We start from the raw sequence: 14,550 nt of genomic DNA on the forward strand, positions 1-14,550 counted from the left end.
GCTAATCGGAAACAAAGATCACAAAAAACCCGAGCAGGCCGAGGCACGACATGCGAATTCTGGGCATTGATCCGGGGCTAAGGACCCTGGGATGGGGCGTCATCGAATCACATGGCAGCCGCCTGACCCATGTTGCCAACGGTTTGTGCAAATCAGACGGCGACGATTTGGGCGAGCGGTTGTTGTCGCTGCACAATCAGATCGTTGAGGTCATCGCCGAGCATCAACCTGATCAGGCAGCTATCGAACAGACCTTCGTCAACAAAGACGGGGCCGGAACGCTAAAGCTGGGTCAGGCGCGCGGAGTGGCCTTGCTGACACTGGCGCAGGCCGGATTGCCGGTGGGGGAATATGCACCCAACCGGGTCAAGAAAACGGTTGTGGGTGTCGGTCATGCCGAAAAAGAGCAGGTACTTCACATGGTTAAACTACAGCTGCCGGGGTGTCAGCCCAAAGGGGCAGATGCGGCGGATGCGCTGGCGATTGCCATCTGTCATTCGTATTACGGCACAGCGCCACAGGCGCGCATGAAAGAGGTGCGGGCATGATTGGGAAACTGACGGGGCGGCTAGATTATCGCGCGGCGGATCACGTGCTGATCGACGTGCGTGGCGTAGGTTACATCGTCTATTGCTCGGACCGGACGATGGCGGCGCTGCCGGGGGTGGGTGAGGCTGTCTCGATCTACACCGACATGGTGGTGCGAGAGGACCTGATGCAGCTTTATGGTTTTCTGTCATTGGTTGAAAAGGAATGGCACCGGCTGCTGTGCTCGGTGCAGGGGGTTGGGGCCAAGGTTTCTTTGGCTATCCTTTCGGCCTTGGGCCCCGATGGGGTCAGCCGCGCAATTGCTCTGGGCGACTGGGGCGCGGTTAAGGCGGCCAAGGGTGTCGGACCAAAGACCGCGCAGCGCATAGTGCTGGACCTCAAGGACAAGGCGCCAGGTGTGATGGCCATGGGTGGAACCGTGACCGAGGCAATGGACGGCCCAGAGCTAGAGGTTGTCGAACTGGCGGAACCGGCACCTGCGCCGAAGCGAGCGGTGAAGCAGGCTTCGGGGGCTGCGGCGGCCTCGGCAGGGGCGTTGTCGGCGCTGTCAAATCTGGGGTATGGGCCGTCTGACGCGGCATCCGCCGTGGCCGAAGCGGCAGCCAACCTGCCTGACGCAGGTGAGGCTGATCTGATCCGAGCTGCGCTGAAACTGCTTGCTCCGAAGGGGTGATTGAATGGTAGATGCAGATCCCACCCTGCGGCCCGAGCCGATGCCCGAGGATAATGACCGCGCCCTGCGTCCGCAGGGTCTGGACGAATTCATCGGCCAGGCCGAGGCGCGCGCCAATCTGCGTATCTTTATCCAATCCGCCCGTCAGCGGGGCGAGGCAATGGATCACACGTTGTTTCACGGCCCTCCGGGGCTGGGGAAAACCACGCTGGCGCAGATTATGGCGCGTGAGTTGGGGGTGAATTTCCGCATGACCTCGGGGCCGGTGCTGGCCAAGGCGGGGGACCTGGCGGCGATCCTGACCAATCTTGAAACGCGGGACGTGCTGTTTATCGACGAAATTCACCGTCTGAACCCTGCGGTCGAAGAAGTGCTGTATCCGGCGATGGAGGATTTCGAACTGGATCTGGTGATCGGCGAAGGCCCTGCTGCCCGGACCGTTCGGATTGAATTGCAGCCCTTTACGCTGGTCGGTGCGACCACGCGGATGGGTCTGCTGACCACGCCGCTGCGCGACCGCTTCGGGATACCGACCCGGCTGCAGTTTTATACGGTCGACGAGTTACATGAGATTGTCACCCGCAACGCCCGAAAACTGGGGGCACCTGCGGATGATGACGGTGCGCGCGAGATTGCGCGACGTTCGCGCGGAACACCGCGGATTGCTGGGCGGCTGCTGCGGCGAGTTGTCGATTTCGCCATTGTCGAAGGCGACGGCCGGATCACGCGCGAACTGGCGGACGGGGCCTTGACGCGGCTGGGCGTGGATCATCTGGGGCTGGATGGTGCAGACCGGCGCTATCTGAAGCTGATTGCCGAGAATTACGCGGGTGGTCCGGTGGGGATCGAGACCCTGTCGGCGGCGCTGTCGGAAAGCCGCGACTCGCTGGAAGAGGTGATCGAGCCCTTCTTGTTGCAACAGGGTCTAATCCAACGCACCCCGCGCGGCCGGATGTTAGCGCAAAAGGCTTGGACGCATCTGGGCATGGCCGCGCCAAAGGGACAGAGCGATCTGTTTGGTTGAAGTACGCACCATTAGATTTTATGCCACCGGCGGCCGTATTTGATTCAGAAAAGGGGCAGGGCGTGACACCCGATCAGATCGAGGCGCTTTTTACGCGCGAAAGTGGTGAGTTTCTGTTTGCCCGTTGGGGGCGCCCCATCGTGCCGATTGTCTTTGGTGTTGAGGATGAAACACTGGCAACCGTCAAAGGCGCGATCGAGGCCGTGGTGGCATTAGCCGGGCACAAGATGGCCGAAACGGATCCGGAACTGGGTGCCAATTGCATGGTGTTCTTTTTCCGAGACTGGAAAGAGCTGCTGGAGGTTCCCGATCTGGATCGGCTGATTCCCGATCTGGCACACCTGGTGGATCGTCTGATGGCTGCGGATGCCAACCAGTACCGGATTTTCCGCTTTGAAGAAGATGGAGCGATCCGCGCGGCTTTTGTTTTTCTGAGAATGGACAAGGAACTGTCCAAGGTTCCGGCGGAAACACTCGCGCTTAGCCAGGTGGTGCAGACCATCTTGCTGTGGTCGGACACCGCATTTCGGACCCAATCCCCATTGGCTGTTGCCGGGGAAACAACCGTTCTGCGACCCGAAATCGCCGAGGTGATCCGCGCGGCCTATGACCCGATCCTGCCCGGGGCTGCGCAGGATGCGTCACACGCGCTGAGGCTGTTTGCGCGGCTACAAGCGCCGCAATAAAGCCTAGGCAGGTGGTTTGCTCTGGTGCTGAAACGCCTGAATTAGATCGCTGCCGGTGTCAAAGTATGCGTCAGGCCCGACCAGATCGGTGACACCGTAGCGGTCCAGTTCTTTGCGGACATCCGGTTCGACTAGCAGAAAAACCAGTCGAATGTTCTTGGACTGCAGCAAGCCGTGGATATTTCGCAATGAGTAACCTGCGGTGAAATCCACATCATCAATGGCAGAAGCTTCGATGCAGAACCACCGCAACTTGGGGTCGGCCCTATTGACGATTGAAGCGACCTCGTCCGACAGCCGTTGCGTGTTGGCGTAATAAATGCTGTGGGAAAAGCGATAGATCATCAGGCCGGGTTTGAACTGATTTGACGTGGTGACGGGACTTACATGCCAGCCGCCATCAGGGCTTTGGGCGATGATCGCGTTCTTGGGGTGGTACCCCCGGCGCGTGTGGTCGATCAGCGACAAAACCATGGCAAGGATGATCCCTTGCTCGACCCCGATCAGAACCACAACACCTGCTGTGGCCACCGCGATCCAGAATTCTGACCGTGCCTGACGATAAATGGCAGCAAGGCCCTTCAAATCGATTAGCTTTACACCGATCAGGAAAACTACCGCGGACAGCGCGGCATTTGGCAGGAACGCAAGCGGCCCGGTCAGAAACAGGATTACCACCAGAACAATCGCCACCGTCGTCAGTTGTGCGATTTGATTGCGGCCTCCGGCGCTGGCCACCATCTCGGTTTTGGTGGGGCTGCCGTTGACGACGAAAGTGCCAGTAAAGGCCGCGCCGAGATTGGCAAAACCCAACCCGACAAGATCGGTGTTTTCGCTGAACTTGTCCTCGTACCGGGCCGCATAAGCGCGCGAGGTTGCGGCGCTCTGGGCAAGGATCACCACAAAGATCGACAGGGCGGTAGGGGTCAGTTGCTTGAACAGAGCCCAGTTCCAATCCACATCCGGGATTGAAAGGGCGGGCAGGCCACCGGGAACCGCGCCCAGCACGGTGACGCCCGCCGCGCTGAACTGGAAAGTCCAACTGCAAAGGATGATGCCCAAAATTGCGATCAGCGGGCCCGGTATTTTGGGCGATAAACTTTTGCACCCAATGACGACGACCAGAACGGACAAGGATACCGCGATCGTTGGCCAGCTTGTCTGGTCATAGTGCTGTATCAAGCCCTGAAGTTTGGCCAGCGTTCCGTGGCCCGACGCCTCGATCCCCAGCATTCCGGGCACCTCTCCCGTGGCGACCTGAATGCCTACGCCAGTCAGAAAGCCAACCAGTACTGTCCGAGATAGGAAATCGGCTAGAAAGCCAAGGCCGATCAGGCGCGCGGCAATCAACAGCACTGCTGCCATCAGCGCCAGCAGAGAGGCCAGCGCCAGATATTCCGAAGATCCTGACACCGCCATACCCGCCAGAGCAGACGCAGTTATGGCCGCCGTGGCGGAATCCGCCCCCACGACAAGATGCCGCGATGATCCGAACAGGGCGAACAGCGCCATCGGTATCAGGATCGTGTACAGTCCCGTCACCACTGGGGTGCCTGCGATTTTGGTGTAGCCCATCACCTCGGGGATCGCGAGACAGGCAAAGGTCAGTCCGGCAAGAACCTCAGTCGGCAGGGACGACCGCTTGATCGGCACGATACCCTGCAGGAAGGGCAGTGGGAATTTGCCCTCTTCTCGGTGGGGGGTGGCCATGGGATCCCCTTTAAATTCAAATCTCTATTTGGTCAGCCTAGCCAGCTAGGGGATAAATTTCGATACCAAGTGTTGGGTGATCTGATTTTTTGTAACCTTATAGGGATTGCGCGTTGGCCTGCATCTGTGTGAGGCATGTCCTGCCCCGTTCCAAAGATTTCAACAGGATGGAATGCCAGTATGACCGACCCGCAAAAGCACATCTATTCGGTTCGGGTCTATTATGAAGACACCGACATGGGCGGCGTGGTCTATCACGCGAATTACCTGAAATACATCGAGCGCGCCCGGTCGGACTATGTGCGCCGGTTGGGCAATGACCAAAACGCCATGCGCGATGATGGGATCGTTTGGGTCATCCGGCGGATTGAGGCGGATTACCTGGCCCCGGCCAAGTTCGACGATGAGTTGACCATCGAAACTCATTTCATTTCACGCTCGGGCGTTCGGCTTACGATGGGGCAGTTGGTGAAAAGGGGCGAAACCGAGATTTTTCGTGCTACTGTCACCGCCGTTTGCATGAATGCACAGGGCAAACCGGTGCGGCTTCCGGCAGAGATTCGCGCATTGCTGTAACAAATTGCGGAGTTGGGGTGGTTCTGTTGGCTTTTCAGGACCATCTGGGTTAGCGTTTGGCAAAACAAGGCCAAACGAACGGCCAACAGGCAAAACAAAGAGCAGGTTCATGGAAGCTGAAACGCTGGCGCTGGCGCAGGAGATCGATTTCTCCATGTGGGGGCTGTATGCCCGCGCGACCTTTATCGTCAAACTGGTGATGCTGATGCTGATCGGCGCATCTATCTGGTCCTGGGGCATCATCATTCAAAAGCTGATCAACTACCGCGCGGCACGACGTGAGGCCCAGGTGTTTGATGAAAGCTTCTGGTCAGGGAACCCCCTTGATGAGCTGTTCGAACAGATTGGAACGCAGCCTGATGGCAGTTCGGAAAAGATTTTTGCCGCCGGTATGATCGAATGGCGGCGGTCTCATCGCACTGATGGCGGGCTGATCGCCGGGGCCACGGCGCGGATCGACCGATCCATGGACGTTGCCATCGCGAAAGAGGCTGAGACGCTGCAAAAGGGCCTTCCCATTCTGGCGACCGTCGGTTCGACCGCGCCGTTTATTGGTCTGTTTGGAACCGTTTGGGGCATCATGAACGCCTTTATCGAGATTGCCGAGCAACAGAATACAAACCTCGCCGTTGTGGCGCCGGGTATTGCCGAGGCGTTGCTGGCCACGGGTCTGGGCTTGCTGGCGGCGATCCCGGCGGTCATTTTCTACAACAAGCTCAGTGCGGATAGTGACCGGATCGTTGGCGGGTACGAAGCCTTTGCTGACGAGTTCGCCACCATCCTGTCGCGACAATTGGACAGCTAACGATGGGCGCGGCAGTTCAGCAAAACGGTGGTGGGAACGGGCGCAGACGCGGGCGGCGTCGCGGCCGGGCGCAGCCAATGGCCGAAATCAACGTGACGCCGTTTGTGGACGTTATGCTAGTGTTGCTGATCATCTTCATGGTCGCGGCCCCATTGTTGACCGTGGGGGTGCCTGTAGACCTGCCGAAAACGGCGGCCAGTGCCTTGCCCGGCGATAACGAAGAACCACTGACCGTAACACTGACCGCGGATGGACGAGTGCAGATCCAGACGACGGACGTGGTGCGCGAAGAGTTGATTGGCAAACTGCGCGCCATTGCGGCAGAACGCAGCAGTGACCGTGTGTTCCTTCGGGCCGACGGGGCGATTCCTTACGCGCAGGTGATGCAGGTAATGGGTGCGTTGAATGCGGGTGGGTTTTCCAATGTGGGTCTTGTGACCGATAGCGGCGGGCCGGCCCTGGACGAAGGTGGAGAGTGAGGCCGCGCGGTGGATACCGGCACCAAGATCTCGGCTGTTGCCCATGTCGTCTTGATTGGATGGGCTTTTTTCGGCGGTACGTTCCGGTCCGAACCCCTGCCTATGGCTGTGCAGGAGGTGTCGGTGGTCTCGGTTGATCAGTTCGATGCTTTAACCGCACAGCGTACCGCGCCTGAGGTGTCGACACCCGTTGCCCTGCAACCGCCCGAAGTGCCCACCGAAGATGTGACACCGCCCGCACCGGTTGAAGAAGAACAAACCCCACCCGAGGTTGTGACCCCAGCTGAACCCGAGCCCGATCCCGTACCCGAACCGGTCGAGGTTCCGCCAGAACCCGAAGTGGTCGACGAAGCGCCGACACTGGATCAGCCCGAGCCAGTGACCGAAGTGCTGCCCGTGGCTCCGGGCCCCGAGGCGCAGCCGCGCCCCGCTGACAAGGTTGCACCGGAACCCATTGCGCCACCACCGCCCGAGGCGGAACCGGACGAAGTGGAAACGCCCGCTGTGTCGCTGGATGAGGGTGCCGATTCCCAGCAGGAACAGCAGGATCAAACCGCTCCGGAAGAGACCACGGATCAGATCGTGACCGAAGCCGAGGAAACCAAAGAGAACGCTCCGCGTACGTCCCCGCGACCGCAGGTGCGGCCAAACCGACCCGCGCCACCGGCAGATCCGGTAGTGGCAGAACCTGAGGAGCAGGAGCCGACGCCACCAACACAAGTTGACGAAAACGCCGTTGAAGATGCTTTGGCCGAGGCTTTGCAGGAGAGTAGTGAGCCTTCTGGTCCTCCACTGACAAGCGGTGAGAAAGATGCAATGCGTCTGGCCGTGTCGCAGTGTTGGAACGTTGGGTCATTGTCCACGGATGCCTTGCAAACGGTTGTAGTCGTTGGATTTTCATTGACTCGTGAAGGGAAGGTGGAGGGCGGTAGCCTGCGTATGATCGATAGCTCGGGCGGAACAACGGCGTCTGCTAAACAAGCTTACGAAGCCGCCAGACGGGCAATATTGCGCTGTGGTGCCAAAGGTTACGACCTGCCTGCTGACAAATATGCTCAGTGGCAAGATATTGAGATTACATTCAATCCCGAGAGGATGCGGATCAAATGATGAGATTTCTGATCAGCCTATTGCTTGGCCTGACGATTTTGACAGCGCCGGTATACGCACAGAGCGGACCGCTGCGTCTGGAACTGGATCAGGGGATCATCGAACCCTTGCCCTTTGCGGTGCCGAACTTCGTGCCTGACGGGCCAGCAGCGGCGCAATATGCCAACGACATCTCTCGGGTCGTTGCCGCCGACCTGACCGGTACCGGGCTGTTCCGCGAAATCTCATCGGACGCATTTATCAGCCGGGTCAGCAGTTTTGATGCGCCGGTCCAGTTTGCCGACTGGAAAGCCATCAACGCCGATGCGCTGGTGACGGGTGCCGTAAATGTCTCGGGCAACCGCCTGACTGTGCGGTTCCGGGTGTGGGATGTGTTCTCGGGTCAGGAACTGGGCAACGGTCTGCAATTTGCGGGCACCACCGAAGGATGGCGGCGCATGGCGCATAAAGTGGCCGATCAGGTTTACAGCCGCATCACGGGAGAGGGCGGATATTTCGACAGCCGCGTGGCCTTTGTTTCGGAAAGCGGGCCCAAGGATCAGCGCCTGAAACGTCTGGCGATCATGGATTATGACGGAGCCAACGTGCAGTACCTGACTGACAGTGCCGCCATCGTCCTTGCCCCGCGCTTTTCGCCGTCGGGCGATCGGTTGCTCTATACCAGTTATGAAACCGGTCAGCCACGTATCTATGTTCTGGACGTCGACCGAGTGAAAAGAACCGAATTGCAGACGCAAGAAGGCACGATGAGCTTTTCCCCACGCTTTTCGCCCGATGGCCGCTCGATTGTTTATTCGCTGATTCAGGGCGGCAATACCGACCTGTGGAAGATGGACCTGGCCTCGGGCCAAAGCGTTCGACTGACGAATACGACGGCCATTGAAACCGCGCCCAGCTATTCCCCGGACGGTTCGCAGATCGTGTTTGAAAGCGACCGCTCGGGCACACCGCAACTTTATATCATGCCCGCCAATGGGGGTGAGGCGACACGGATCAGCTTTGGTCAAGGCCGCTACGGCACCCCGGTCTGGTCGCCGCGTGGCGATTTGATTGCGTTTACCAAGCAGAACAAGGGCCGTTTTCACATCGGTGTCATGCGTACGGATGGCAGTGAAGAACGACTGCTGACCTCATCCTTCCTTGATGAGGGGCCGACCTGGTCCCCCAATGGCCGCGTCATCATGTTCACCCGCGAAACGCAGGGGGCCAGCGGGCGGGCGACGCTGTATTCGGTGGATATTTCGGGGCGGAACTTGCATCCGGTGCGCACTCCGGATGGCGGCAGCGATCCGTCTTGGGGGCCATTGCAGAATTGATCGGGGCAGGCGGTTGGAAAAGTTCACAAAAATCCTGCACTGTGATACAGAGACGGCAATAAACCGATAAAACAACGAGGCACTTGAAATGAACGTATTGGGCAAAGTTCTGGCTATAGGCGCGCTGAGTGTAATCGCCGCCTGCACCAACAACGATCCATCGGCACTGGGTGGCGGTTTTGGAAATGGCGCAAATGGTGCCATTGCGCCGGGCTCGCCCAGCGATCCGCGCTCGCCCGCCTATTTCCAGCAAACTGTTGGCGACCGGGTATTGTTTGCAGTGGATCAGTCCACACTGACGCCGCTGGCGCAAACGGTCTTGCAGGGGCAGGCAGATTGGCTTTTGGCCAACCCGGATTTCGTGGCTACTATCGAGGGTCATGCAGACGAACAAGGCACACGCGAGTATAACCTTGGTCTGGGCGCGAAACGGGCGAATGCGGCCCGCGACTATTTGATCTCGCGCGGGGTGGCAGGGAACCGCCTGACAACAGTCAGCTACGGCAAGGAACGCCCGATTGAGATTTGCAGCACCGAGGAATGCTATTCCAAGAACCGCCGCGCGGTTACGGTGCTGACCGGTTCAACCTTGGGGTAAAACGATGAGACTTGCAGGATGGGTTCTGGCCGCAGTTATTGCGACCGCCGGTGTGGCACAAGCACAGGATCAGCAGACGCTGGCGGATATCCGTCAGGAATTGACAGTGCTGCACGTGGAGATTCAACGCCTAAAGCGTGAGTTTTCGACGACCGGATCTCCGGCGCCGAACCTGTCTGGCAGTTCCATTCTGGAACGGGTCGACGCGATCGAGGCCGAGTTGCAACGCCTCACGAGCCAGACCGAGCAGCTAAATCAGCGAGTTCAGAACGTCGTGACCGATGGCACCAACCGGATCGGTGACCTGGAGTTCCGTCTGGTCGAACTGGAAGGCGGAGATCTGAGTACGCTTGGCGAAACCTCGACCTTGGGTGGTGATTCAGGAGCTACGGTCGGTTCTGCGGTACCCATTTCACCAACGCCCTCTTCGGTAAGTGAGCAGGGGGAACTGGCGATCGGCGAACAATCAGACTTCGAAGCTGCTGCGCTGGCCCTGTCTGAAGGGGATTTTCAGGCCGCAGCCGACCAGTTCGCGCAGTTCGATTCGTCGTATCCAGGCAGCCCGCTTGCGCCCGAAGCACATTTGAAGCGCGGGCAGGCGCTGGACGGATTGGGCGACACGCGTGAGGCCGCACGGGCGTTCCTGGCCAGCTTTACCGGCGATTCCGAGGGTGCGTTTGCCCCCGAGGCCCTGTTTGAACTGGGTGCCGCGTTGGGGCGTCTGGGACAAACCGAACAGGCTTGTATCACCCTGACAGAGGTTGGCGTGCGGTTCCCGGCCTCGGCCACAGTATCCGCCGCCACTCAGGAAATGGCTTCGCTGGGCTGTTCTTGACGGGCGAGGCCGAAACACTTCGATCTGAACTCCGCAAGCGGCTTCCTGACCGACTGCCGCCACGTTTGGGTATCGCCGTGTCTGGTGGCGGGGATTCGGTGGCGCTGATGCATCTGTTGCATGAAATCGCTCAGGCCGAGCAGGTCGATCTGTTCGCTGCCACCGTGGATCATGGATTGCGCCCCGAATCGGCATCTGAGGCTATTTGCGTGGCCGAACAGGCCGCTGGATTGAATATCCCGCACGAAACGCTGCGGTGGCAGGGGTGGGATGGCACAGGCAATCTGCAGGATCAGGCCCGTCAGGCGCGGTACCGATTGTTGACCGACTGGGCGAACCGCAATGACATCCCGGCGATTGCTTTGGGACATACAGCCGATGATCAGGCCGAGACTGTTCTGATGCGGTTAGGCCGGGCGGCTGGAGTGACGGGATTGTCAGGGATGCCTTGGGTACGGGACCAAAACGGCGTGTCGCTGCTGCGCCCGATGTTGGGAATCACCCGGCAAACCCTGCGCGGCTACCTGTCACGGAGAGGTGCAAGTTGGATCGAGGACCCGTCGAATCAGGACTTCAAATTCGATCGGATCAAAGCGCGTGAAGCCCTGACAGGGCTGGAACCGCTGGGAATTTCTGCACAATCGCTGTCGCGCGTGGCCGAAAATCTTGCACAAGCGCGTGAAGCACTGGCGCGTTATACGCAGGAATCCGCACGACGGGTTACTGCAGTTGATGGCGGGGACGTCTGCGTGGACCGCAACGGCTTTGAACGGCTTCCGGCAGAGATCCAACGACGGCTGATCGTTGGAATCACCGCGTGGATTGCAGGACCGGGCTATCCGCCGCGCGGGGCTGCGGTGGATCAGGCTGTGGCAGCCGTTCGGGATGCAAAGACCCTGACACTGGCGGGCTGTTTGTTGATCCCACACGGCGATAAAATGTGGTTTTGCAGAGAGCTAAACGCCGTGGCGACAGAAATCACCAACCCGGAAAAGCTTTGGGATGACCGCTGGGTTCTGTCCGGCCCTCGGGCCGTGGGCGCCGAGGTGCGTGCGCTGGGTGAGACTGGTTTGCCGCAGGTGCCGGAATGGCGCGCATTGGGCAAACCACGTATGGCGCTTTTGGCCTCGCCTGCCGTGTGGAGCGGTGAAAACCTGCTTGCTGCACCCCTAGTTGATTATTCCAACGGTTGGACAGCCGAAATGGCCCCACAAAGGCCCGAGTTTTACTCTTCGCTTTTATCGCATTGAACATGCTTGAATCATCTCTATTTTATAGGGCAAACCGGCAGACCCGCACCTGCCGAAATCTTTTGGGAGATATTCCTTGGGCAACGCTCGTAACATCGCCTTCTGGGTCGTTCTGTTTCTGCTGATCCTTGCACTGTTCAATTTCTTCAGTGGTCAGGGCGGAACGCTTCAGAGCAATGAAAGAACCTATTCCGATTTTGTCAGCGCAGTTGAAAGCGGCGAAGTCAAAAATGTGACGCTGGACGGTGAACAGATTCGCTATTCCACGCAAAGCGGCGCGACCTATGTCACCATCAAACCCGCCGATGCCGAAGTCACCAAGCTGCTGATCGATGAGAACATTCCCGTTCAGGCCGTGAAACAGCAGCAATCCGGGTTTCAGTCCTTCCTGATCACGCTGCTGCCTTTCCTGCTGCTGATCGGTGTCTGGATTTACTTCATGAACCGGATGCAGGGCGGTGGCAAAGGCGGCGCGATGGGCTTTGGCAAGTCCAAGGCCAAGATGCTGACCGAAAAGCATGGTCGCGTGACCTTTGACGATGTCGCGGGCATTGATGAGGCCAAGGAGGAGTTGGAGGAGATCGTGGAATTCCTGCGCAACCCGCAGAAATTCAGCCGTCTGGGCGGTAAGATTCCGAAGGGCGCGCTGCTGGTTGGCCCTCCGGGTACCGGTAAAACGCTGCTGGCCCGTGCCATTGCGGGTGAGGCAGGTGTGCCGTTCTTCACCATCTCGGGCTCCGACTTTGTCGAGATGTTCGTTGGTGTCGGTGCATCCCGTGTCCGCGACATGTTCGAACAGGCCAAGAAGAACGCGCCCTGTATTGTCTTCATCGACGAGATCGACGCCGTGGGTCGCCATCGTGGTGCCGGTTATGGCGGTGGTAATGACGAACGCGAACAGACCCTCAACCAGTTGCTGGTCGAGATGGACGGGTTCGAGGCCAACGAAGGCGTGATCATTCTGGCGGCCACCAACCGTAAGGACGTTCTGGACCCTGCGCTGCTGCGTCCGGGCCGGTTTGATCGCAACGTGACCGTCGGCAACCCCGACATCAAAGGCCGCGAAAAGATTCTGGGCGTTCACGCACGTAAGACGCCTCTGGGCCCCGATGTGGACCTGCGCATCATCGCGCGCGGTACACCAGGCTTCTCGGGAGCGGATTTGGCGAACCTCGTGAACGAGGCCGCGCTGATGGCCGCGCGCGTGGGCCGTCGCTTTGTCACCATGGAAGATTTTGAGAATGCCAAGGACAAGGTGATGATGGGGGCCGAGCGTCGCTCGATGGTGCTGACCCAGGATCAGAAAGAAAAGACCGCCTATCACGAGGCGGGTCACGCCGTTGTCGGCCTGACTCTGCCGCTGTGTGATCCGGTCTACAAGGCGACGATCATCCCGCGCGGTGGTGCGCTGGGCATGGTTGTTTCGCTGCCGGAAATGGATCGCCTGAACTATCACCGTGACGAATGTGAGCAGAAGCTTGCCATGACCATGGCGGGCAAAGCCGCAGAGGTGATCAAGTACGGCGAAGACCATGTTTCGAACGGCCCAGCCGGTGACATCATGCAGGCCAGCCAATTGGCGCGCGCCATGGTGATGCGCTGGGGTATGTCGGACAAGGTCGGCAATATCGACTATGCCGAGGCGCATGATGGATACTCTGGCAATACCGCCGGGTTCTCGGTTTCGGCCCATACCAAAGAGCTGATCGAGGAAGAGGTGAAGCGTCTGATCCAGCAGGGTTACGAGCGCGCCCACCAGATTCTGACCGAACAGAACGAGGAATGGGAGCGTCTGGCACAGGGTCTTCTGGAATATGAGACGCTGACCGGGGACGAGATCAAGCGCGTCATGAACGGTGAATCGCCCAGCGAGGGTGATGATGATGGTGACAATCCCGACGAGGGCAGCGCGCCCAGCGTGACGGCGATTCCCAAGACAAAGGTCAAGAAGTCTCCGCCCGATGGTGGGATGGAGCCGGAACCTTCAGCTTAAGTACATCAGACCCGGGCATTGTCCCGGGTCTTTTTTGCTTCACTTCACAGTCGGGATACGTACGGTACGAAGAGCCGTTGTCAGGAATTTGGAGCGAGGCCCCACATGCCGGTGATGCGAAAAACCGAGTATTCGGCGCAGGTTGTCTGGTTGGGGCATGTCCCGTCAGGTGGCTCGCTGCGCGCCCGTCCGGTCGATCGGTTGGATCTTGATTTTACCGGGGAAACAGGCGCACGTCACGCAGGGGTCAATCGCGCCTCATGTATGCGTATGAAGAACCTGTACCCCGAAGATACTGAAATTCGAAATGTGCGTCAGTTGACGATTCTGTCGTCCGAAGAACTGGACGATATCGCAAGTGAAATGGGGCTGGAAACGCTCGACCCCACCTATTTGGGGGCGTCGATCGTGCTAAAGGGAATACCGGATTTTACCCATATTCCGCCCTCATCGCGGCTGCAGGCCCCCGATGGGCTTACGATGACCGTTGATATGGAGAACCGCCCTTGCATTTATCCAGGGAAAGAAATGGAATCTGACATTCCAGGCTATGGCAAGACGTTCAAAACCGCTGCCAGGGGCCGTCGTGGCGTCACGGCCTGGATCGAACGTCCGGGAACGTTGAAGCTGAACGACTCCGTCTCGCTTTTTGTGCCGGATCAGCGCGCGTGGGAACCCTTATAAGCCTCGGAATGTTGCGCTAACAGCGCCAGAACTGGGTCAACGCCGTTTCACGCCATGATTATGTCGGAATTCATATCCATTGCGATTGTACACGACGGTATGGATTGATCAGCACCGACGTATTGCGTCGGCACGCACGGCATTCAATCAGGGACCCTGCCCAATGAGCTACAAATCCGACATCGAAATCGCCCGTGAGGCGAACAAGAAGCCGATTCAGGAAATCGGTGCGAAAATTGGCATCTCCAGTGACGATCTGCTG

General features: G+C 58.9%; 15 protein-coding genes. 14 read left to right on the top strand and 1 reads right to left on the bottom strand.

Annotated features, from left to right (window positions below; all coding sequences use genetic code 11):
• The first annotated feature begins 50 nt into the window (after positions 1-50).
• From ruvC to ACR0JB_RS18645, 4 genes are all read left to right on the top strand, one after another.
• Positions 51-548, top strand: coding sequence for a crossover junction endodeoxyribonuclease RuvC (gene ruvC / locus ACR0JB_RS18630; protein ID WP_170351714.1), 498 nt, complete (start codon positions 51-53; stop codon positions 546-548).
• Positions 545-1,222 (top strand): Holliday junction branch migration protein RuvA, encoded by a 678-nt coding sequence (gene ruvA / locus ACR0JB_RS18635; protein WP_170578408.1) that lies wholly within the window; start codon positions 545-547, stop codon positions 1,220-1,222. The genes ruvC and ruvA overlap by 4 nt, the downstream gene beginning before the upstream one ends.
• A gap of 4 nt (positions 1,223-1,226) precedes the next feature.
• On the top strand, positions 1,227-2,246 hold the full coding sequence (ruvB, locus tag ACR0JB_RS18640) for a Holliday junction branch migration DNA helicase RuvB (RefSeq protein WP_170506535.1): 1,020 nt from the start codon (positions 1,227-1,229) through the stop codon (positions 2,244-2,246).
• 62 nt (positions 2,247-2,308) lie between these two features.
• Entirely contained in the window at positions 2,309-2,932 is a 624-nt protein-coding gene (locus ACR0JB_RS18645; protein ID WP_480645385.1) for a hypothetical protein, read from the top strand.
• Positions 2,933-2,935: 3 nt separating this feature from the next.
• On the opposite strand, the gene ACR0JB_RS18650 is transcribed toward ACR0JB_RS18645, so the two are convergent.
• On the bottom strand, positions 2,936-4,642 hold the full coding sequence (locus ACR0JB_RS18650; protein WP_480645387.1) for a SulP family inorganic anion transporter: 1,707 nt from the start codon (positions 4,640-4,642) through the stop codon (positions 2,936-2,938).
• Positions 4,643-4,822: 180 nt separating this feature from the next.
• On the opposite strand from ACR0JB_RS18650, the gene ybgC reads away from it, so the two are divergent.
• The 10 genes from ybgC (at position 4,823) to ACR0JB_RS18700 (ending at position 14,288) form a co-directional block, all read left to right on the top strand.
• Positions 4,823-5,218 (top strand): tol-pal system-associated acyl-CoA thioesterase, encoded by a 396-nt coding sequence (ybgC, locus tag ACR0JB_RS18655; protein ID WP_170351710.1) that lies wholly within the window; start codon positions 4,823-4,825, stop codon positions 5,216-5,218.
• A 109-nt stretch (positions 5,219-5,327) separates the two neighbouring features.
• The gene (tolQ, locus tag ACR0JB_RS18660) at positions 5,328-6,023 is read left to right on the top strand and encodes a protein TolQ (RefSeq protein WP_170351709.1); all 696 of its coding nucleotides are present in this window, start codon (positions 5,328-5,330) and stop codon (positions 6,021-6,023) included.
• A gap of 2 nt (positions 6,024-6,025) precedes the next feature.
• Positions 6,026-6,502 carry a protein TolR gene (gene tolR / locus ACR0JB_RS18665; RefSeq protein WP_170351708.1) on the top strand — a complete coding sequence of 159 codons (477 nt, stop codon included), beginning with the start codon at positions 6,026-6,028 and terminating at the stop codon, positions 6,500-6,502.
• 9 nt (positions 6,503-6,511) lie between these two features.
• Positions 6,512-7,612, top strand: coding sequence for an energy transducer TonB (locus ACR0JB_RS18670; protein WP_170399265.1), 1,101 nt, complete (start codon positions 6,512-6,514; stop codon positions 7,610-7,612).
• A complete protein-coding gene (gene tolB / locus ACR0JB_RS18675) occupies positions 7,609-8,928 on the top strand; it encodes a Tol-Pal system beta propeller repeat protein TolB (protein ID WP_170506525.1) in 1,320 nt (439 codons plus the stop codon). The genes ACR0JB_RS18670 and tolB overlap by 4 nt, the downstream gene beginning before the upstream one ends.
• An 88-nt stretch (positions 8,929-9,016) precedes the next feature.
• Positions 9,017-9,526 carry a peptidoglycan-associated lipoprotein Pal gene (gene pal / locus ACR0JB_RS18680; protein ID WP_170399271.1) on the top strand — a complete coding sequence of 170 codons (510 nt, stop codon included), beginning with the start codon at positions 9,017-9,019 and terminating at the stop codon, positions 9,524-9,526.
• A gap of 4 nt (positions 9,527-9,530) precedes the next feature.
• Positions 9,531-10,361, top strand: coding sequence for a tol-pal system protein YbgF (gene ybgF / locus ACR0JB_RS18685; RefSeq protein WP_170399274.1), 831 nt, complete (start codon positions 9,531-9,533; stop codon positions 10,359-10,361).
• Positions 10,362-10,438: 77 nt separating this feature from the next.
• A complete protein-coding gene (gene tilS / locus ACR0JB_RS18690; protein WP_367648219.1) occupies positions 10,439-11,611 on the top strand; it encodes a tRNA lysidine(34) synthetase TilS in 1,173 nt (390 codons plus the stop codon).
• A 76-nt stretch (positions 11,612-11,687) separates the two neighbouring features.
• Positions 11,688-13,604 (top strand): ATP-dependent zinc metalloprotease FtsH, encoded by a 1,917-nt coding sequence (gene ftsH, locus ACR0JB_RS18695; RefSeq protein WP_170362401.1) that lies wholly within the window; start codon positions 11,688-11,690, stop codon positions 13,602-13,604.
• 105 nt (positions 13,605-13,709) lie between these two features.
• Positions 13,710-14,288, top strand: a complete 579-nt coding sequence (locus tag ACR0JB_RS18700; protein ID WP_480637417.1) for an MOSC domain-containing protein — start codon at positions 13,710-13,712, stop codon at positions 14,286-14,288.
• Positions 14,289-14,550 lie beyond the last annotated feature (262 nt).

The organism is Ruegeria sp. BI7 (assembly GCF_056537925.1).